The organism is Paenibacillus sp. FJAT-26967 (genome assembly GCF_001541095.1).
Taxonomy (GTDB): domain Bacteria; phylum Bacillota; class Bacilli; order Paenibacillales; family NBRC-103111; genus Paenibacillus_F.
In genome coordinates this window covers 26821-46928 of record NZ_LMXH01000003.1, presented here as the reverse complement: position 1 = coordinate 46928, position 20108 = coordinate 26821, and the positions used below count along the sequence as shown (strand labels likewise).

15 protein-coding genes and 12 tRNA genes are annotated in these 20108 nt (G+C 50.7%); 2 read left to right on the top strand and 25 right to left on the bottom strand.

Going from position 1 to position 20108, the window contains the following annotated elements; all coding sequences use genetic code 11:
• Positions 1-107: 107 nt before the first annotated feature.
• The 3 genes from AR333_RS14850 to AR333_RS14840 form a co-directional block, all read right to left on the bottom strand.
• Positions 108-1055: an LCP family protein gene (locus AR333_RS14850; protein WP_068776444.1), complete on the bottom strand. Its 948-nt coding sequence runs from the start codon at positions 1053-1055 to the stop codon at positions 108-110.
• A 407-nt stretch (positions 1056-1462) separates the two neighbouring features.
• Positions 1463-2071: a pentapeptide repeat-containing protein gene (locus tag AR333_RS14845; protein WP_068776157.1), complete on the bottom strand. Its 609-nt coding sequence runs from the start codon at positions 2069-2071 to the stop codon at positions 1463-1465.
• Between the two features lie 14 nt (positions 2072-2085).
• A complete protein-coding gene (locus AR333_RS14840) occupies positions 2086-2949 on the bottom strand; it encodes an MBL fold metallo-hydrolase (protein ID WP_068776156.1) in 864 nt (287 codons plus the stop codon).
• A 229-nt stretch (positions 2950-3178) separates the two neighbouring features.
• On the opposite strand from AR333_RS14840, the gene AR333_RS14835 reads away from it, so the two are divergent.
• On the top strand, positions 3179-4108 hold the full coding sequence (locus AR333_RS14835) for an ABC transporter ATP-binding protein (protein WP_068776155.1): 930 nt from the start codon (positions 3179-3181) through the stop codon (positions 4106-4108).
• Positions 4101-5030, top strand: coding sequence for an ABC transporter permease (locus tag AR333_RS14830; RefSeq protein ID WP_068776154.1), 930 nt, complete (start codon positions 4101-4103; stop codon positions 5028-5030). Before AR333_RS14835 ends, AR333_RS14830 begins: the two co-directional genes overlap by 8 nt.
• A gap of 104 nt (positions 5031-5134) precedes the next feature.
• On the opposite strand, the gene AR333_RS14825 is transcribed toward AR333_RS14830, so the two are convergent.
• The 22 genes from AR333_RS14825 to AR333_RS14720 form a co-directional block, all read right to left on the bottom strand.
• On the bottom strand, positions 5135-5770 hold the full coding sequence (locus AR333_RS14825) for a serine/threonine protein kinase (RefSeq protein WP_068776153.1): 636 nt from the start codon (positions 5768-5770) through the stop codon (positions 5135-5137).
• Positions 5771-6038: 268 nt separating this feature from the next.
• The gene (locus AR333_RS14820) at positions 6039-7322 is read right to left on the bottom strand and encodes an MFS transporter (RefSeq protein WP_068776443.1); all 1284 of its coding nucleotides are present in this window, start codon (positions 7320-7322) and stop codon (positions 6039-6041) included.
• Positions 7323-7531: 209 nt separating this feature from the next.
• Positions 7532-7966 carry a GtrA family protein gene (locus tag AR333_RS14815; RefSeq protein ID WP_068776152.1) on the bottom strand — a complete coding sequence of 145 codons (435 nt, stop codon included), beginning with the start codon at positions 7964-7966 and terminating at the stop codon, positions 7532-7534.
• Between the two features lie 92 nt (positions 7967-8058).
• Positions 8059-8829 (bottom strand): alpha/beta hydrolase, encoded by a 771-nt coding sequence (locus AR333_RS14810; RefSeq protein ID WP_068776151.1) that lies wholly within the window; start codon positions 8827-8829, stop codon positions 8059-8061.
• A 214-nt stretch (positions 8830-9043) separates the two neighbouring features.
• A tRNA-Gly gene (locus tag AR333_RS14805) sits at positions 9044-9114 on the bottom strand.
• 2 nt (positions 9115-9116) lie between these two features.
• Positions 9117-9191: transfer RNA gene (locus AR333_RS14800), tRNA-Gly, on the bottom strand.
• A gap of 306 nt (positions 9192-9497) precedes the next feature.
• Positions 9498-10487 (bottom strand): sugar kinase, encoded by a 990-nt coding sequence (locus AR333_RS14795; protein ID WP_068776150.1) that lies wholly within the window; start codon positions 10485-10487, stop codon positions 9498-9500.
• A gap of 124 nt (positions 10488-10611) precedes the next feature.
• Complete coding sequence (pabB, locus tag AR333_RS14790; protein ID WP_068776149.1) at positions 10612-11766, bottom strand: aminodeoxychorismate synthase component I; 1155 nt, start codon at positions 11764-11766, stop codon at positions 10612-10614.
• Between the two features lie 296 nt (positions 11767-12062).
• The gene (locus tag AR333_RS14785; protein WP_068776148.1) at positions 12063-14222 is read right to left on the bottom strand and encodes an anthranilate synthase component I; all 2160 of its coding nucleotides are present in this window, start codon (positions 14220-14222) and stop codon (positions 12063-12065) included.
• A 416-nt stretch (positions 14223-14638) separates the two neighbouring features.
• Positions 14639-14722, bottom strand: a tRNA-Leu gene (locus tag AR333_RS14780).
• A gap of 8 nt (positions 14723-14730) precedes the next feature.
• Positions 14731-14815 (bottom strand) — tRNA-Leu (locus tag AR333_RS14775).
• A gap of 17 nt (positions 14816-14832) precedes the next feature.
• Positions 14833-14905 (bottom strand) — tRNA-Lys (locus tag AR333_RS14770).
• 10 nt (positions 14906-14915) lie between these two features.
• Positions 14916-15001, bottom strand: a tRNA-Tyr gene (locus tag AR333_RS14765).
• 7 nt (positions 15002-15008) lie between these two features.
• Positions 15009-15084, bottom strand: a tRNA-Thr gene (locus AR333_RS14760).
• Positions 15085-15107: 23 nt separating this feature from the next.
• Positions 15108-15183, bottom strand: a tRNA-Phe gene (locus AR333_RS14755).
• Between the two features lie 47 nt (positions 15184-15230).
• A tRNA-Asp gene (locus AR333_RS14750) sits at positions 15231-15307 on the bottom strand.
• Positions 15308-15317: 10 nt separating this feature from the next.
• Positions 15318-15391 (bottom strand) — tRNA-Met (locus AR333_RS14745).
• Positions 15392-15406: 15 nt separating this feature from the next.
• Positions 15407-15482, bottom strand: a tRNA-Val gene (locus AR333_RS14740).
• Between the two features lie 14 nt (positions 15483-15496).
• Positions 15497-15568: transfer RNA gene (locus AR333_RS14735), tRNA-Glu, on the bottom strand.
• Positions 15569-15760: 192 nt separating this feature from the next.
• Entirely contained in the window at positions 15761-16288 is a 528-nt protein-coding gene (locus AR333_RS14730) for a PadR family transcriptional regulator (RefSeq protein ID WP_068776147.1), read from the bottom strand.
• A gap of 327 nt (positions 16289-16615) precedes the next feature.
• Entirely contained in the window at positions 16616-18448 is a 1833-nt protein-coding gene (locus AR333_RS14725; protein WP_068776442.1) for a UbiD family decarboxylase, read from the bottom strand.
• 298 nt (positions 18449-18746) lie between these two features.
• Positions 18747-19949, bottom strand: a complete 1203-nt coding sequence (locus tag AR333_RS14720; protein ID WP_068776146.1) for an MFS transporter — start codon at positions 19947-19949, stop codon at positions 18747-18749.
• Positions 19950-20108 lie beyond the last annotated feature (159 nt).

Genomic DNA, 20108 nt, shown 5'->3' with positions numbered 1-20108 from the left:
CCCCATTTTGTAACTTTCTGCAACTTTATTCTTAGATAAACTTTATTGGCATGCCCGAGGAACTAGTTCAATCGACCTGTTTTATGGTACAAATTGTATCATAGTAATCAGAAATATTCTTCTTTTATTTTTTTGACTCCTTCTGCATCTGGAATCCAGAAGGAGAGACTGGAACCCATAACGGAATCGACTTCTCTTCCACTGCGGCCAGGCAGCTGAGCATAGCGGAAATTGTCATCTCCAATACCGTTAAATAACCAAGCCAGACTGATCAGATCCGCATCTGTAAAATTCGTATCCAGAATATCCTGTCTGAGAGACGGCAGAAGTGTCGCTAACTGAGGCACTTTCTGCGGTTGTAGCAGTCCGATTGCGATAGAACGAAGCACTTTGGACTGCTCTTCCTGGCGGGCAAAATCTCCGCCCTCAGCTCCATAACGTTCGCGGACCACTTTCAGCGCCATATCTCCGTCAAAAATCCGGGTACCTTTGGGGATTGTCGCATTCTGCCACTTCAAGTACAGGTCTTTGTCTAGCCTCAGTTCCACCCCGCCTACTTTATCGACAATTCGCTTGAATCCTTCAAAATTCGTCTTTGCGTAATAATTGATGGGCACCCCCAAAAAGTCGCTTACCGTTTGTGTCGCCATGAGTGTCCCTTCTTTATTGCCTCCTTTCGCTTCCCCCAGAATATGGGCGTGATTGATTTTCGTATACCCTACCCCCTTAACGGAAACCCGGGTATCGCGCGGCAGCGACACTATGTTCACCTTGCGCTCGGAAGGGACCACATGCACGGCCATCATAACATCGGAACGGGAAGGCTCAGTCCCAAGTGAATCTACACCAAGAATTAGAATATTGAATGATTTCATATCCGGTTTGGCAGTTGGCGCAGGTTCCGGCGCTAAGACAGTATTCGGATCGGGCTGGGCCAGGACCGGCAATTCTTTATTCTCGAAGTGTCTGGCCGGATTCAGGCTCCAATAGGCCCATCCGCCAGCCACTCCCCCGACGATGATCACTCCCAGGGCGGCCGCTTTCCACTTTTTCATCTTCAAGAACAGGTCCTCCTCGCTTCCATCATTCGATACAAATTGTATCATCAAACGAAATGGATTACAACTGCTTCTCCTGTCGTTTTTTTCCTTATTTTCTTATGCGCCATTTAATCTATATAGTTCTATAGGCGGATATCCCCACAAATTCATCGCCTGCCTCTAATATTCCGCAAATATGCCAAAAGTCATCTGTCTCTACTGTCAACCTCCTCTACTAACATCCATCTCGTCTTATGCCGTTCGGGGAAGCATTGCATTATAAGGAAGCATGAAGCAGGAATAACCTTGACGGGCTTTTCAGGTGCTCACACCAAAAAGCAGCTATCCCGAAAAGCATAGCTGCCTATTGTCTTCAATTCTCTTACTATGAACAAGCCTGGCTCTAAGCGCCGATTCCCTGTTCAGTTTTCCACCTTAGCGCCGTAAGCCCTCAGAAAGGCAACCGCCTGCAGCGAATCCATCTTGGCTCCTTTTACATCCAGCGAGGTAAAATCCACTCCGTCCATGACCGCTCCGCGTAAATCCGTCCCCTGAAGACGAACTTTGCCAAGCTGGGCCCGGGTCAGATCCGCATCGCGAAGATCCGCCTTCTCCAGATTACACGAATACAGGTCCGCTTCAATGAACCGGATCCCTCGCAGAGACTGCTTAGCTAAATTGGCGAAACGAAGATTGGTATACGACCAGTCCCCGCCCAAAATTGTCATGCCGTCCAGATTCGCTTCATTGAAATCGGAGCCGGTCATTTTACAAGCTTCGAATTTAGCTACGAACAGACTCGCCCCCCTGAACCTGCAATTCGTAAAAGCTGATCGGGTATGCAGGGACGCATTCAACTGGCTTCCCGTGAAGTCACAATCGGTAAAGCGGCAGCCCTCCGTCCATATTTCTTCCAGCCGGGCGCCGACAAACCGGCACCGTTCAAATGTGCAGCCGCGAAGCTCCCCTCCGCTTAAATCGGAGGGACTGAAATCCGTATCGATATACTCCCGGTTCTCGTAAGAATACATGTTCATCTCTTCCTTTACTGTTCGGTCCCCGAACCGGACTCTTTTCTACCATCCATTCCGGCCGCCTCTAATTCTTCTCTTATCTTATCTATGTTGTTCGCATGACAATCAGCGGTAAAATCCGACTCGAATGCGAATCGCCCTTCCAGCTCCTGCAGCATCTGCTGATCGCCGGTCCGCACGGCTGCCTCAAGCCCGTTTAAATACGTATCGGCCAGTTGTATCCTGCGGTTGATTTCGGCCGGATTCTCTGCCGGTGTTCCGTGGCCGGGTATAAGCAGCCGGATTCTACCCGAATCAGCAAGCCGCTGCGCCAGCCGGATTGTATTTCTGTATGCCGCGTAACTATCTTCTATAAAAGGGAGCTCGAAACCCGATAAATAGTCGCCCGCGATTAATACGCCTTCTTCCTCCACCACCGCGAACACCCCGTCAGGCGTATGCCCCGGGACCAGATAGAAGATCACCGTCGTATCGCCGACACGAAGCGCCTGCCCGTCCTTGTCTACCGTAATGTTAATTACAGGATACTCCACCGGGTAATTTCTCTCTATATAATACATGCGGTCGAATTCACGCGCCTGCTTCACCTGCTCATGCCGATCCTTCCGCTGCACCAAATCCCGGCTGCCGATTGTCAAACTGTCAGGGAAGGCTCCCCCTCCGATAATATGATCATAATCCCCATGAGTAAAGAGCAGATAGAGCGGCCTTTGCCCGCGAACGGCGCTTATGTAACGCTTGATCTCCTCGACTTCCACCGGAAGCAGACAGGGATCGGCCAGCAGCACCAGATCATCCGTCACGATAACAGTTGAGGTTGTCTGATACAGCGAGCTTTGAAACACGGTGACGGCACCCTTCTCATAGATGATCATCTGTGTATCCCCCTTTCGAATCTCTCTTCATTTTTACACAGGTGCGCACTGCCGTCCAATCCAATTCCCTGCCGGAAAATACCGGCCCCCAGTCCGGTCCATGTCTACTAAGGTCGGGTATGAAACCTAGACCTCAGTCGGTGTAACAATCCGGTTCAAGTCTATATAATGAGAACCCGAGAGCACTGAACCAGAGAGTCAGACTTGGAATTATGGAGGTTGGAAAAGAATGAAAGAACAAGCTGTACTTGAAATACGCAACGTCAGCAAAACGATCGGCAGCAAGAAAATTATCCAAGACCTATCCTTCGAGGTATATCCGGGAGAAGTATTCGGATTCCTCGGGCCCAACGGTGCGGGCAAAACGACGCTAATCCGTATGATTGTCGGCTTGATGAAGATGAACAAAGGCGACATCCTGATCCACGGCCAGACGATCAAGGGCCGTTTCGAAGAAGCTATCCGGCATGTGGGAGCCATTGTAGAAAATCCCGAAATGTATAAATTCCTGTCCGGCAAAAGAAACCTGCTCCACTACGCCCGCATGTTCCCGGGCGGCATCCCGCAGGCCCGAATCTCCGAGGTTGTAGAGCTGGTCGGTCTTAAGAACCGCATCAACGAGAAGGTGAAGACTTACTCGCTCGGTATGCGCCAGCGCCTTGGAGTAGCCCAGGCGCTGCTGCACCGCCCTTCTCTGCTCATCCTGGATGAGCCGACGAACGGCCTCGATCCGGCGGGCATCCGCGAGCTCCGCGATTACTTGCGCCGTCTGGCCCGCGAAGAAGGGATCGCCATCGTCGTCTCGAGCCATCTGCTGTCCGAGATGGAACTGATGTGCGACCGGGTCGCCATCATCCAGCAGGGCAAGCTCATCGACATCCAGAACCTTCGCGGAGAAGATGCCGCAGAGGCCCTGACATCCTACTTCTTCGAAGTGAACGATCCGGCGGTTGCCCAGGCGATTGTGCAGGAAGTAGATCCCGCTCTGCCGGTAGTCCTGCGTCCGGACGGGATTGAAATCAGCGCCGGACGGGAACGCGCAGCGGATATCGGTACGCTGCTCGTGCAAGCGGGGCTTCGTCTGTATACAATGAAGCCGCTGACGCAATCCCTGGAAGACAAATTCTTGAAGATAACAGGAAGTGATCAAATTGCTTAATCTCATCCGTAATGAAAATATGAAAATTTACCGGCGGCTCACGACTTGGGTTATGATTGCCCTGCTGGTCAGCCTCGTCGGCGCAGCTTCTTACCTGATGTATCATGACTCCCCGCAGGCAAATCAGGTAGACTGGCGCCAATCCCAGACAGAACGTATTCAAATGCTGGAAGAGAACAAGACGCACATGCCGGAGGAGGCTGCCCGCTTTGATTCCCAAATCCAGTTAGCTAAAGAATATTTGGCTAAGGATATTTCACCGGAACGTTCGGCTGTATGGGAGTCCGTTTCCTTCATGTCTTCCCTGGTCGCGGTTATCACCGTCTTTACGGTTGTGGTAGCAGCGGATGCAATGTCAGGGGAGTTTTCCAGCGGCACGATCAAACTGCTGCTGATCCGTCCCGTATCCCGCTCCAAAATCGTTCTTTCGAAGTATATCGCCGCTTTCCAATTTACGATTGTCATGCTGTTGATTCTATTCGCATCCGCTCTGGCTATTAACTTCGCATTGTACGGCACTGCGGGAATGAGCCCTACGCTTCTGGATCTGAATAGTGCGGGGGCCATCGTCGAGAAGAATATAATAATCGAAATGCTCACTTCCTATGGCTATAAATGCGTGGAACTGATTATGATCGTGACCCTGGCCTTTATGATCTCAACCCTGTTCCGCAGCAACTCACTGGCTATCGGAATTTCACTGTGTATCATGTTCCTCGGCAATACGATCAGCATGTTGATGAGCCGGTACGAGTGGAGCAAGTACCTGCTCTTCTCGAACATGGATTTAACCCGCTACATCCACAATCAGCCTTTGGTTGAAGGCATGACCCTGACCTTCTCCATTACGGTGCTTGCGTCATACTTCCTGGTCTTCAACCTGCTTACCTGGACCGTCTTCCGGCGCAGAGATGTCATGTAGTTTCCGGTACGCGCCGAACCGGAGAACCAAAAAGAACCGCCCTTATTCCGATAGGGGCGGTTCTTTCGTTATGAGAATCCGACAACCGTCTCTCCCTGCTCACGTTAAGAAGGACGACGGCGGAGCCAGCGGTAGCTTTTGCGGATTCCGTTTAAGATAGAATTAGGTAAAGGAAACGGATTGCGGTAGATAAAAGGCAAATACAGCTTGTAATAGGCCTTCTTCATATCCTCCCACATCTGGTCGGGATTCTCATCCAGGAAATCCGATACATCCACGATTTTGCCGCGTCCGCTCTCAAGCATGACATTCTTCCCGTGCAGATCCTGCGGCTTCAGGCCCACTCTGCGCGCATAGTCGCGGGCTTCCTCAATGTCATGGATCACCTGCTGCGGGATGCGTACTCCTTTGCGGAAACATTCATACAAGGTGACGCCATTCAATCGTTTGAGAATCAGATAAGGTTCGCTCGCATAGTAGCAGCGGGAATAAGCCGGGTGTTCACCTAACCTCCGGTATACCTCTACCTCCTGCTTCCAGCCTTCCCTGCCGGGTGCGTACACCTTCACAACCAGATCCGGCAAATCCGGATGAGCCGTGACTGCCGCATAATTGCCCGTCCCCACCAGTTTCCACTCGCCCGGCAGCCTCCGCACCACAACCGGTTCATGCGGATCCTCGCTTACGAAATCGATACCGGGCAGCAGCTCCCGTTCCACTCTTTCTATCCAAGCATCCATTCAAATCTCCCTTTGGTTATCATTCTCTTATTGTAGAGATTTCTGCCGCCGCTTACAATGGATGATTGCATATTTGAGGAATCAGCAGGAACTAGGAACACACTGCCCCGGACACTTTTTAAAATTAACAGGACGGATTGAATAGTCCCGCAAGCTACCTCTGCGCCAGTCAGGCACTCCAAGGCCAGCTTCCGACCGGATCAGTGCATTCTTCTGAGACGGAAGTCTCCATATGATAGAATCGCTCTATGTTCTGGCGCTTACCAAGTCACATCGCATCCGGACCTGTCGGCGTCTTCGGAGCCTTATCCAGCAGGACTCTGCGTCCCAGAGATACCGCGAGCAGCAGCATAATGAGTCCCATCCCCGATGAAATTCCGTACTGCTGAACCCAGAGAGGCATACGCTCCGCCCATCCGTACATTCGGCCTCCGAGGAGCGGCCCCAGGAAAGCCGCAAACCCTGTTAGAGTCGAATACATCGCGATAAACATCGGACGTTCTCCCCTTGGCGTATCCCCGATAATAAAGTTAAACGCCAGCTGGTTAAATCCGCCCGTCCCGGCTCCAAGACACATATGCACTATGATTAACACCGGCAGTACGGGCAGCCAGGCCAGCAGCCCCCAGAGCATGCAGGACAAAGAAAGAATAGGCAGCGTCCAGAACAGCAGCTGCCGGTTGCTCCACCTGGCATTCAGATTGCCCCATACATAGAAGCTCATCATCATAACAGCCGTCTGCAGCACCGTCAGGATCGAGATGGTCTGATAGCTGACCTGCAGCGGTTTAAGCATCACGTAAGAGAACAGGGGAACCGAGATTCCCTGCATAAAAAGCCAGAGTGCAAGGAAAGCGGTCGCCCGGATATAGGTCCGGTCCTTAAAAGGGCGTGTCAGCATCGGCATCAGCTTCGTATCCTCGGATTGCTGAAAAGACGGGTTCGGATACAAGGTATACCCGAGCACATTGCATACGACCGCAACCCCGACGATACTATAAAGAATCGGGAATCCGGTTTCATTCCCGTAGTGATCAAGAATTTGGCCGCCCATAAATAAACATAAGCTTCCCAGTGCATTAAGCAGCATATTCCTTATCCCGAAATGCCGGGCTCTGACAGATGCGGGTACCATATCGGCCATCAAAGTAGACCAGACCACTCCGGCAAAAGAGTTGGACAGAAACGCCAGTGTGTATAAGACCACATAGGCCGGAATCCATAAGTCCCGCTCCAGTACAAAGGGAATCAACCCCGTACACGCCCATAATATCCGGTGCATACTTCCGAAAATTAGGATAAGCAGCTTCCGGTTGCTCCACTTCTGCATCAAGTACGCCATTAAAATTTGCCCAACGTTGACTATTGTTGTCATGGCGAGAACTAAGCCGACTTCAGAGGAAGTCGCGCCCAGGTACAACAAATAGCCCGTCAAGAACGGGCCATTCAGGAGCGTTGTGATGATCGTAGCCGGTGCTCCCTCCAGCGTTGCAAACCACAGATGTTTTCGGGTCGGGGTAAAGCGGTTCCAGGAGCGTGTCCTGAGCTGCACGTTCATTTGTTCTCCTTTGAGCCGGGGCTGTCTTCCGGCTTCCTCACATAGTTGTATACGAATTATATCGTATTAGATTCAATAATACGTTTCATTATACTGCAAAAATTTCCATCCGTCTGTTAAATTTAGAAGGAAATTTTTATATTTTTTATATCCCCTTTTTTCCGAAAACACCCCTCTTGTTACTCTAATTAATTCGCAGGATGTCAGCCCTCCGAGCTCTTCTTGCTTGCCGAATCCGGGGACCTGAACACCCACAGCCGGCTTGCCGCATAATTCACCATCAGCAGCAGGACCGTAACGACCAGTTTGCTGACCGGCATATTCCAGCCGAACACATCCCTGCACACGAATAGCAGGGCATATGATGACGCAAGACATATTCCGTTAACCAGAAAAAATTTGGCCGCCTCCGCCGCTCTAAAAGATTCTTTGCTGGCAAACGTCCATTTGCGGTTCCACAAAAAACTGTTCAGCGTGCCGCATAAATAGGCGAACGTCTGTGCAGCGACATAGTGCATCCCCAATCCGGACAGCAGCAGCCAGAACACAGCCCAGTCTACCAGTGTATTGCTGACGCCCACGATCCCGAAACGAAATAGACGTATAAGCTCCGGGCTGATTTTCTTCCGTCTGTCCATTTGGATTATCCCTTCTCTTCCCATCTCTTATCATATTCAAGTTTTGTATATGCAGCAGGAGCCCTGCTGCAGCAGAGCCCCATCTGGCACACTTAACGTGTCGACTCTGCTGTCTCAGCCAGCCAGTTCGCGATAGCGTCGGCAGTCTTCACCGTCTGCTCCTGTACGCTGATTGCAGCGGGATGATCCCCTTTCTGAAAGCCATAGCTGCCAAACTGCGCATGGTTTCCCCCGGGAATTGTCTCGATTACGGCGTCTGCCGGCAGATTGCTTCTGCCCGCTTCCCAGCTTTCCTTATTCAATACGCTGTCTTCCGTACCCGTCAAAGAAAGGACCGGCAATCCTTTATCCTTCAGGCTGCCCTTGGAATCTGCGTAAGCCGCGAGCATAAATACCCCTTGGAGCTGCTGTGGATGGGCTGCCGCATAGCGCGCTGCCATCACACCTCCGAGCGAGTGACCGCCAATCACGAAGCCTCTGCCAGAATCCTCGGCCAACACCTCTTCCGCTCGGCCTCCACCCAGTACAGCCAGATTCAGCGGCATTCTCACAATCACGGTACGATAGCCGCGCAGGGCAAGCTCCCGCGCCAGGGGCGCATAGCTTTCGGGCTTAACCAAGCCGCCCGGATAGAAAACGATCCCTGGCGCAGTCTGATCCGTGCCCGCTGTCTTTTCAAAAATCATCCATTTCTCCGCATCTGTCACAGTTATTCCTCCGCCGCTTTGCATAGCTTGGGCGGCCCGTTCATCCGGTTCGTAAGGACGCAGATAAATTACAGCCGCAAGACAAGCGGCAAGAAGAACGGCCAGAATAACAAAGAGCCAAATTTTACGCCTTAGTTTCTTGCTGGTTATCGTCATCGCAGTGCACCTCTCAAGCAGGATTCAATGCTCCTATCGTATCACAGCTCTGTTCCTCCCGCATCCGGCTTGCGTGATCCTTCGTGCAGCCCGGCTTTTATTCCGCCGGCTTCCCTTGGCGCAGCCCTTCCCTAACCCTGTACCCAGCCCATACAACAGAAAAAAGCCAAGCCCTTGAATTACAAGAGGCTTGGCTTTTATTCTGAATTCATGAAGCGGGTGATGGGAATCGAACCCACGCTACCAGCTTGGAAGGCTGAAGTTCTACCATTGAACTACACCCGCATTGGAGCGGAAGACGGGAATCGAACCCGCGACCCTCGCCTTGGCAAGGCGATGCTCTACCGCTGAGCCACTTCCGCATTTCTTTGTATAAAGCAATGTTTCTCGAAGTCGACAAGGAATATCATAACAGATATCCAGTCGGAATTCAAACTTTTTTTACAAGAAATATCAACCCAATTATTTACAGGAAAGCACTGTCATTCTAACATTCTTCCCTATGATCTGTGACACACCGCCGGTTGGCCTACTATTAGTTGAAGTAATGGCTGATATTTGTTCGGACCGGCGGCCGGTTATTCTTTTGCCGCATGACCCTGTACATGATTCGACAGCTCCCCGGGTGCAGCTGATGCCGGTTTTCTCGCCGCCGCCGGATTCACCGTTCAGCGTTCAATATGCCGGCTTCCCTGAAGCACCGCATCTATTTCCTCACGTGTCGGAAGCCCTTCCCAGTCGCCTGGAGCCTGAGCAACGAGAGAACCGATCAGACTCCCGAGCTTCACCGCCTCCAAATGGCCGGAGCCCTGCATGATCGCCGAGAGGAAGCCCGCGCAGAAACCGTCTCCCGCACCAACCGTGTCTACGACACGCTCCGCTTTGACGAAAGGAACCGCCGTCACGCTTCCTTTTTCGACAAGATAGCTTTCTTCGTCTCCGCCTTTAACAACCGTAACCGCAGAGAGCCGGCCCAGTTTGCTTATAATCTCATCGAAAGCTTCGGTCTGATAGAGCAGTTTCAGCTCATCCAGACCCGGCAGGAAGTAATCGGCATCTCCGGCAAGCGACAAGAGTACCTCACGGGCTCTCTCGATCCCCCAGAGCTTTAACCTCAGATTGGGGTCAAAACAGACTTTCACGCCATGCCGCTTCGCAATGCGTACCGCTGCTTTTACCGTGGTCAGACAAGATTCGCTCAAGGCAGGCGTTATACCCGTAATATGCAGAATTTGCGCCTGTGCTATGTAAGCTTCATCCAGATCTTCCGGACGCATCTTACTCATTGCGGAAAAGCGCCGGTAATAGTATACGGACGTTTTCCCCGCAACAGCTTCCCGGAGCATTAGCCCGGTCGGCGCAGACTCCAATAGCTTAGCCCGGGAAACATCAACGCCTTCGCCTCTAATTTTCTTGAGCACCATTCTGCCGAAGGGATCATGGCCAAGCTGGCCGAACCAGCCTACATGATGCCCCAGCCTCGCCAGACCAATAGCGATATTACTCTCCGCTCCGCCAAAGGTCGTGTTCAATTGCGGTGAATATTCGATTCCTTTACCGGTCTCAGGCATAAGAAGCGCCATAGATTCTCCGAATGTAACGATATCCGGACCGGTGCCCGGACTGACATCGCACTGCCGCTTGTCCCATTTAGTCATTCTGCACCTCTACCTCGCTTCCTTCTAGCGTTTTACAGGTTGTTCCGCCATACAAGCTTTATCTACATTGTAACAAATTCGGTTCCAACAAACTCATCTTGTCTTTTTGCAGGAACGTATGCGTTTATATATTGGCGGATGAGGGATGCTGCCGACCGTTCGTCTGTTCACGATACGTAAGTATTTTGGATTTGGTCAGCAGCTCCTCATACTCGTCTACGGCACTGGAGTCCCAGGTAATGCCGCCCCCCGCGCCGTATACGGCCTGCTCTTTGTCCGAATCAACCAGTACCGTGCGGATGGCGACATTAAAGGTCATCTCTCTGCCGGGCTGGATAAGCCCTATTGTTCCGCAGTAGATATGCCGCGGCTCCCGCTCCAGAGAGCGGATTATATTCATCGTCGATATTTTAGGAGCACCTGTAATAGAGCCGCACGGGAACATCGCTTGGAACACGTCGAACAAAGTTGTGCCCGGTTTCGTCCTAGCTTCTACCGTTGAGGTCATTTGATACAGGGTAGGGTATTCCTCGATTTCAAACAGCTCCGGGACCCGGACAGTTCCCGTCCGGGCGATCCGACTCATATCGTTACGCAGCAAATCCACGATCATTAAGTTCTCTGCACGATTCTTGAGCGATCCATGCAAAGCTTCCCCGCTCTCCGTCTTGGGGGCGGTTCCCTTCATCGGCTTTGTGCGGATCGTGTCCCCGTCCCATTCAAAGAACAGCTCGGGTGAGACAGATAATATCCGGTAACGCCCCAGATTCAAATAAGCTGAATAAGCTCCATGCTGAGCATCCCTTAACTGCTCGTAGTAAGCAAGATCATCCCCCGTGAATCCGGCTCTCAGACGAGTCGTATAATTGACCTGATACGTCTCCCCCCGAGCGATAGCCTCATGAATCGTCCGTATATCCTGCTCGTAATTCTCCCGGTCTTTATCAGCCAGCCAGTCCGTTATGCAGCAGTCAGCAGCGATCCGATCAGCGGCAGCTTCTGCGAGAATTCCCCCCTCCACCGGCTCCAAGTAGCTGGCGAACCATACCAGCGGAAAATCAGCATCCGGTTCGCAGACGGATTGATGCTCCTGAAAAGCAGGGGCACACTCATAAGCGACGTAGCCTACTATATAGAGCTGCCGATCGATAGCCGCCTGCACGTCTTCGAATATCCCCCTGACTTCTTCTATCTTACAGGTTTGCCATACCTGGAGCGGACTTTCAAATATCAGCCTCTCGTGGTTGAAATCCATGATGATGGATGGCGCTTTTCTCAAACGTAACACTCCTGTCTTTATGATCGCAGACCTGCACATGTCTTTTTCCCCAATGCGCTCGCAGTTCTTACCCGCTCCTGTTTACACTGCACAAGCCGGGCATGCCGCCCATGTCTATTCTTAGCATAATAGGTTGCAGCATTCGTTACAATAGAAGACACTTTAATGGCGCGCCAGCCAGATCTCCTTTTTCTCCATGCAAAAAAAGCCGCCCCACTGGTAAGTTCCGCAGATCTTTCCCAGTGGGGCAGCCTTCCCTGTTGAATTCACTCACTCATCTTCGGAATGAGTAAGCTCTATAAAGAAGCGACAACGTTCCGGATGATGGATATCCCCACATCCTGACTCGCGGAGAGAATGGATTCCGGGTGGAATTGCACAGCCGTAATTGGCAGAGATTCGTGACGCACAGCCATCACGACATCATCCTCGGATAAGGCTGTAACCTTCAGGCCATCCGGCACTTCACTCGCGTAGAGGGAATGATACCGGCTGACCGTCACTTCATCCGGCAATCCCTTCCATAGCTGGCACTCCTCTACGAGACGGATCTTGGAGCTTTTGCCATGCATAGGGTAGGACAACGTGCTCAAGGCCCCTCCGAAATATTCCACGATTCCTTGAAGCCCCAGACAGACACCGAAGATCGGAATCTGTCGCTGCACGCACAAGTCAATCGTTTCGTTAAGCTGGAACTCCTCAGGCCGTCCAGGTCCCGGAGACAGCACAACCAGATCGTATTGCCCGCTGCGGAGCTGCTCTCTCGCGGCAGAGGAGCGGTAAGTCACGATCTCCGCGCCTGTCTGCTTGAAATAATTGCCCAGCGTATGAACGAACGAGTCTTCGTGATCGACGAAGAGGATACGCTTGCCCTTGCCGGCAAGCGGCACTTCCTCAACCGCATCCGTCTGCTCATTCCAGCCCCGGATCGCCTTCAGAAGAGCAGCCGCCTTCGTCAGCGTCTCTTTCTCTTCCAGATCGGGATCGGAATCCACATGCAGAGTCGCGCCCGCTCTGATCTCGGCGATCCCGTTCTTGATGGAGATCGTCCGCAGAGTAAGTCCGGTATTCACGTTTCCGTTGAAGCCGTACATCCCGACAGCTCCACCGTACCAGCCGCGTGCAGACTTCTCGTTATTCTCGATCCATTGAATCGCAGCGCGTTTGGGAGCTCCGGTAACCGTTACCGCCCACATATGCGTCATGAATCCATCCAGCGCATCGAACTGCGGTTCCAGATAGCCTTCTACATGATCAACGGTGTGGATGAGATGAGAATACATCTCCAGCTGTCTTCTGCCGATCACCTTGACAGAACCCGGGCGGCAAATGCGGGACTTATCATTACGGTCGACATCCGTACACATCGTAAGTTCCGCTTCATCCTTGGCCGAGTTAAGCAGCGTGCGGATGTTCTCCGCATCTTCAATAGCATTCTTGCCACGTTGGATCGTACCTGAGATCGGGCACGTCTCCAAACGGCCATCCTCAACTCGGACATACATCTCCGGTGAAGAACCGACGAGAATCTCCTCCCCCAGATTAACGATAAATCCATAAGGGCTCGGATTCAGCTTCTTCAGCCGCTGGAAGATCCGGGAGGCGGAATCATGGCATACCTCGTATAAAGACTGGGAAGGCACCACTTCGAACATATTGCCTGCTCTAAACTGTTCAATGGCTTTGCGGACCAGTCCGGCATAATCCCCCGGAATGTACTCATAGTCCAGAACCGGCTTATCGGCGGCGGAGGCTTCGCGGATCACTGTCTTAGACCGGGGAATATTGACAGTAGACTTCCCGTTCATTTCAAAATCATAGGACATCTTATACGCGCAGGACATCTGGTGGTCGACCACAATCAATTCATCGGGAATAAACAAAATAAGCTCCGACGTGTCCGCCTTGCGCTCCTGCTTAAACTGGATCGGATCTATCTGGAACACCAGGTCATACCCGAAGGCGCCATACAGCCCCAGAAAGGAATCTTCATCCGAATGGAAGAGATTTTTGAGCTCCCTCAGCACTTGAAAAATAGAAGGCTGTGACGTCCTCTCTTCTTCCGTAAACACTTTATCGGTACGCAGAATAACACCTTCGATGCGGCCCGAAATCAGTTCCACATCTATGAAATCTAAATGTAACAGCGCATTTAACATCAATGGAATTAATACTTCACCGCGTTGATCAAGCGCCTCCATAGAAAAACGATTACCTGAAGAGCGCATCTGTACAGGCGGATTCACAAATCCGATATCCCAGCGGGAATATCTGCCCGGATATTCATAAGAACTGGAATAAAGGGCTCCTTTGGTATGATCAATTTGCTCCAGAATACCGTCTACTGCATGTTCGTAATCCAATGTTTCAACAGTACGGAGAACTTTCACTTGCCCTTGTGTCGTGTAAATCTCTTGTTCGGGATTGTAAGTCAGGTGGGATAAAATACTGTTCATCTTCTAACCTCCGTTTGTCTACAGAGGAGAACAGGGGTAAATAGAGGAGGGAAACACAAATAAACATCTCATCTCGGCTCCGGCTCTTCTCAACCTGTCTCGTCTCAGCTAATCTAAAATAAACTCAACTATGAGGCTCATTATAACATTGTTGAAGGGCGGCGCCAATACATGAATTACAAAAAAAAGGAAAGCCCGGTGTGGGTGATTCTGCCAGATTAATCGCTTGGTTAGTTTACTTGCTTAATGCGCATTGCTAATGCGACAAGGATCATAAATCGCCATATATGGCTGTTATGGGCTTGTTCAATGTAAGATGGTAAGGCCGTGAAGCCGCGGTTCTCCATTAATCTAGAAAAAACAAGAAAGACCCGAGCAGCAAATGCTGACCGGGTCTTTCTTGTTTCAAACTGCGATGCGGACAAGAGGACTCGAACCTCCACGGCTGTTACACCACTAGAACCTGAATCTAGCGCGTCTGCCAATTCCGCCATGTCCGCATGAGGTATGGTGCGGTCGGAGGGATTTGAACCCTCACGCCCATTGGGCACTACCCCCTCAAGATAGCGTGTCTGCCGTTCCACCACGACCGCGTATGACACTATAAAAGTGAGCCATGAAGGACTCGAACCTTCGACACCCTGATTAAAAGTCAGGTGCTCTACCAACTGAGCTAATGGCTCTTAGAAAAACTGGTGGAGGCTGATGGATTCGAACCACCGAACTCGTCAGAGAACAGATTTACAGTCTGCTGCGTTTGGCCACTTCGCTAAGCCTCCATGAAACTGGTGCCGTCGAGAGGACTTGAACCCCCAACCTACTGATTACAAGTCAGTTGCTCTACCAGTTGAGCTACAACGGCATATAAAGTTGTGTTGGTAAAAATGGTGGCTCGGGACGGAATCGAACCGCCGACACGAGGATTTTCAGTCCTCTGCTCTACCGACTGAGCTACCGAGCCTTATTATAGTCACTTCCGGCCATTCTTATCCATCCAATGAAGAAAAATGGCGGAGCTGACGGGATTCGAACCCGCGGTCTCCTGCGTGACAGGCAGGCATGTTAGGCCTCTACACCACAGCTCCAGGTAAATAATTGCGGGGGCAGGATTTGAACCTGCGGCCTTCGGGTTATGAGCCCGACGAGCTACCGGGCTGCTCCACCCCGCGTCAGTAAACTAATTATGGTGGAGGCTGACGGGATCGAACCGCCGACCCTCTGCTTGTAAGGCAGATGCTCTCCCAGCTGAGCTAAGCCTCCATAAAAGTTACTTATGACCCGTAGGGGATTCGAACCCCTGTTACCTCCGTGAAAGGGAGGTGTCTTAACCCCTTGACCAACGGGCCTTATTTTGACTGTCGTTTTTGGCGACAAAGATTATTCTAACAGAAATTCAGAAGAATACAAGCTTTTTTATTTACATCAATTTTGACTGTTATTATCTGTATATTTCCGGCTCTTTTAACACTCATTTTATTTGTATAGGCTCTTCCACATAACGGAGTTTCTACATATTAAAAATAAGGAGTCTCCTGTCTCTATGCTTTGTTCTTTTGAATAAAAAGCCTGATGCCATTCAAAAATTTCAAATGGGCCTTATATAAACTGCTCATGTGTTCGTAAACGAGGCCCGCCTCAGCAGGCAGGTCATTTTGTTCCGCTTGACCGGTCCGGGTTTCATCGTATTTCTTGCGAATGAGGTCGATCTGTTCCTCCACGGCGATAAGCACTTGTTCTCTGGCCAGATCCCCATGAAAGAGAAGCGCCGTATATATATCCGTAGGGAAAACGAGTGAAGGTCTGGATAAAGACTCCGCAATAAGGCGTGCGTATTCCTGCTCTCCCTGGTCTGTAATGATGTAAGTTGCTTTGGCCCGGTTACCTGTATGCTCGATAGTATCCACTTCAATGTGCTTCTCGCTCTCCAGCTTTTTGAGAGCATGATAGATAGAACCCGGCAATATCTCTGCCCATTGATTCACCTGTTCCAGCTGCAGGTATCGCTGGATTTCATAACCGGACATGGGCTGTTTCTTCAACAAACCCAATACCATTAATCGCGTCATTTCCGCCACTCCTTTATTTCTTACATTATATAGTCCAACTATAGTCCAATCTTGCCACGCTTCCTCTGGAACCTGCCTGCTAAATATCATTTTCGCAAGTATACTCAATATTGATTATACAAGTTTGAATAAAATTCAACAAGTATAATCTAATAATATAATATTCAACGTTGGTTATTTAAAAATAGTGACTGCCTCTTTTTCTAAGGCAGTGCTACCGTACTCTATGGCATTCAACTATTCCAGATAATACAAAAGACGGCATTTCTGCCGTCTCGGTGTTCCCCTGCGCTTATCTTTGCTGCCGTATCAACGACAGTTCTTGCATCAAAGCTTAAGCCCGCCCAGACTTGCCCCTTGGACGAACAATCGTCCGATGTTCTTCTCAACGATCGGATCGGAAATTAACGGAGGGGCATGATGAGGCTTAATACGGGCATCAATGATGACTTGATCGCAGCCCCAGTGCTTATACTCATATGAGCCGTTCACGCCATGGATGTCGTGAGAAGGATTGCTGCGCGTAAAGGTTGCCCATAGGAAGTTAGAAATGGTCTCACTCATAAAGCTGCTGTCATCACACAGGATGATTATAGGACATGACGGCATCGGACCTCGAGACTGAATTGCCTCACTCCACTCCTGAATCTCCTTGGCCGCATCCGGATAGCTCGTAAATGCGGGTCCTTGCATCGCCACGATGCCAGGCATGATCAACCGCGGCTGTTCAAAGACCCGCAGCTCTTTCAAAGCTTCAGGCACCTCCAGGCACAGCTCTCTTCGTTTATCTCCATACGCCGCAAACACAACCTTGCTCCCGGTATTGAGGCCGGTACCCGAGTAATCCAATGTATCAATGGTGGTATTGGTGTAGAAATGAATGTCGCACCGCAGGTCAATCCGCTCCAAAATATAGGCTAAGAAATCCGCTTCGCGATGAGTATCGAGCGGTTGGTTCTCTTCGGCGGTGATGAACAAATACTTAGCCAGGCTCAGCTGACCGGTCCCTAAGATCCGGTTAGCGATCGTAAGCATCTCGGTGGGCTGCTTAACCTGCTGATAAGGCGTGTAGCGCTCACTGCCGATCGCAAACAGCAGCGGATGTACACCCGCGGCATCAACGGCATGGACCTCTTTTACACCCGGAATTTCCTGTTTGATCGCATCCCCGGTTAACTCATGAATAAGCTCTCCGAATGCAGTATCTTCCTGCGGCGGCCGGCCGACTACGGTAAACGGCCATATGGCATCAGGCTTGGCATACACCTTGTGTACTTTCATGACAGGGAAAGGATGGATCAGGCTGTAGTAGCCCAGATGGTCGCCAAAGGGACCCTCCGGCTTGGTCTCCCCTGGATGGATTTCTCCGGTTATAACGAAGTCCGCTTCGTTACTAATACAAAAGCCATCGATATAGCTGTAGCGAAAACGGCGGCCCGACAGCAGGCCCGCAAAGGTCAGCTCACTGAGGCCTTCCGGAAGGGGCATAACCGCCGACAGCGTGTGGGCCGGGGGGCCGCCTATGAAACAGCTGACCTTCAGCGGCTGGCCTGATCTGCTCGCCTTCTCTTGATGAACTCCGATCCCCCGGTGGATCTGATAGTGCAGCCCGACCTCTTTGTCCATCTCGTAATCGTTGCCGCTGAGCTGGATACGGTACATTCCCAGATTGGAATTCATAATTCCGGCCTTCTCCGGGTCCTCCGAGTACACTTGAGGCAGGGTGACGAATGCTCCCCCGTCCTCCGGCCAGTGCTGGATAAGCGGAAGGTCCGATATCTTAATCTCCTGTGCGGCAACCGGCTGACCGCCGTTATTCTTAAGCGGCAGAGCCTTCACCGCCGCAAGCCCCGCTCCGACATTTTTTAGAGGATGCTTCAAAGCCTGCATCGGGTCGTTGCGCACTGCCATTACGTTCTGAACGGCTTCCCAAGTATGCCGGAAAATAAACTTGCTGCGCTCTACTGTACCGAACAGATTGGATACCGCCCGAAACCGAGATCCTTTTACCCTCTCAAACAATAAAGCGGGCCCCCCTGCTTCGTGAACTCTCATATGAATAGCGGCCATTTCCAGATAGGGATCCACTTCTTCGTGAATACGTACCAAATGACCGTTTTTCTCCAAATCGATGACGCACTCTTCTAAACTGCGATACATGCTCAGCTGCTCCAATCTATAGAAGTTTAATGGGTAGAGATTTCTCCTGACGGGTGGCTTCTACCATCTTCTCTAACTAATAACCGCGAGCTGTTCACTCGCCTATTACTTCTAGTTAATACGAAATCCCGGTAACTGTCAAAGAAAGCGGCGGGTTTACCAAAGGGACGGCTGTATGTTCGGCTTCCCGGATAAAAAACGCAGCCAGGGATGGCTGCGCTTCGCTATTGCGGGTAGTCTGATCGTAGCAAACCGGACCTTTCCCCTGTATGAATTCATTTGTATGTTTTCCAAAATGCTACCGGGCCACATCCTGAGGTTTGGCTTGCTTCTGAAGGAGGGGCGTTAATAGAAGGGCGCCAAGCAGAAGAAGTGCAGCACTTGCGGAATAGACCGAGAACAGGGATAACACATCTTTTAAATAACCGGCAACGGACATGCCTATTACCATCATTCCCATAAAAACAGGAGTAATCGCTCCCCCGACCCGGCCGATATACGTACTTTCCGTATTTCTGATGATGAGCGTCTGGATACCGACTTGGATACAAGGATAAAAGAAGCCGCTAATGATTTGGATCATCATAGTCAGCAGAGTTACCGTAGATGCACCGGCTCCAATCGTGCAGAATGCGCTTACTACCAAGCCGGAAGCAAGCAGAACCTGGGGTTGCACCTTCTTGGCCACTCCCATAATTACAATTCCGCCTAGCAGCATAGCAGCGCCATTAGCCATCAGCAGCCATTGCAGGAATTGTTTGTCCTGACCTAAGTTCTCGATCGTAACAAAAAGCAATAACGGCTGGACCATTCCTGCTGCCAACCCGGAAGCTGCGAATGCAGCGCTCAGCGTTCTTAACGCGTGATTAGTCCCTACATACCGGAGACCGGCCAGCATTTCCTTCATAAATCCGGCACCTGCCATGGTGGACGTTTCCTTCGTATCACGGGGGAGCAGAGACAGAATAACGGATGAGCCTAAGAACATGAGGGTCGTTACAACAAGAGAAACCTCAATGCCATACTGAAGAAAGACAAAAGTGCCGATAATCGGTCCCAGCACCATAAAAACAGCTGTCAGCGATTGAGACATTGCCATCACACTCTGCAGGTCCTCGGCCGGCACATGATTCTTATACAGCTTCATCGCCGATGGCTGAGAGAATTGAGACAAGCTGGCCGATACAAACGTCCCCAGCAGGAGCGCATACCAGGCTCCATTCAATAGTGCCGCCAAAACAAACACGACAGAGAGCGCAGAGAGCAGATCGCTCCATAGCATCGTCCGCTTTGGCCGCCAGCGGTCGGCGAACGTTCCTCCAATGATGGCAAAGATGAAAATGGGCGCAAATTCTACAACGGAAATCAGCGAGACATAAATCGGATCATTATCCGTTAAATCCGTTACATATAAAAGCACAGCAAAGTTCCTTATCCATATCCCCATCTGCAGAAGCACACGTGATAGGATAATCGTCCGTACATAGCGATTGCTTAGCATTTGATTATGCTCTCCTTTGGTTTGATGGCAATTTTTACGGCAAACAAACAAATAACAATTTTGTTCGTTCTCATGCAAACATTATATTGTTTCATTTAATTTTTTTCAATAAATTTTATAAACAATTTAAAGACTGGTCTACTTTAAAGGTAAACAATA

Excerpts from the sequence above, each read along its gene's own strand:
- AR333_RS14850 (WP_068776444.1), bottom strand. The coding sequence starts at position 1,055 with ATGAAAAAGTGGAAAGCGGCCGCCCTGGGAGTGATCATCGTCGGGGGA.
- AR333_RS14845 (WP_068776157.1), bottom strand. The coding sequence starts at position 2,071 with ATGTATTCTTACGAGAACCGGGAGTATATCGATACGGATTTCAGTCCC.
- AR333_RS14840 (WP_068776156.1), bottom strand. The coding sequence starts at position 2,949 with ATGATCATCTATGAGAAGGGTGCCGTCACCGTGTTTCAAAGCTCGCTG.
- AR333_RS14835 (WP_068776155.1), top strand. The coding sequence starts at position 3,179 with ATGAAAGAACAAGCTGTACTTGAAATACGCAACGTCAGCAAAACGATC.
- AR333_RS14825 (WP_068776153.1), bottom strand. The coding sequence starts at position 5,770 with ATGGATGCTTGGATAGAAAGAGTGGAACGGGAGCTGCTGCCCGGTATC.
- AR333_RS14815 (WP_068776152.1), bottom strand. The coding sequence starts at position 7,966 with ATGGACAGACGGAAGAAAATCAGCCCGGAGCTTATACGTCTATTTCGT.
- AR333_RS14810 (WP_068776151.1), bottom strand. The coding sequence starts at position 8,829 with ATGACGATAACCAGCAAGAAACTAAGGCGTAAAATTTGGCTCTTTGTT.
- AR333_RS14795 (WP_068776150.1), bottom strand. The coding sequence starts at position 10,487 with ATGACTAAATGGGACAAGCGGCAGTGCGATGTCAGTCCGGGCACCGGT.
- AR333_RS14785 (WP_068776148.1), bottom strand. The coding sequence starts at position 14,222 with ATGAACAGTATTTTATCCCACCTGACTTACAATCCCGAACAAGAGATT.
- AR333_RS14730 (WP_068776147.1), bottom strand. The coding sequence starts at position 16,288 with ATGACGCGATTAATGGTATTGGGTTTGTTGAAGAAACAGCCCATGTCC.
- AR333_RS14725 (WP_068776442.1), bottom strand. The coding sequence starts at position 18,448 with ATGTATCGCAGTTTAGAAGAGTGCGTCATCGATTTGGAGAAAAACGGT.
- AR333_RS14720 (WP_068776146.1), bottom strand. The coding sequence starts at position 19,949 with ATGCTAAGCAATCGCTATGTACGGACGATTATCCTATCACGTGTGCTT.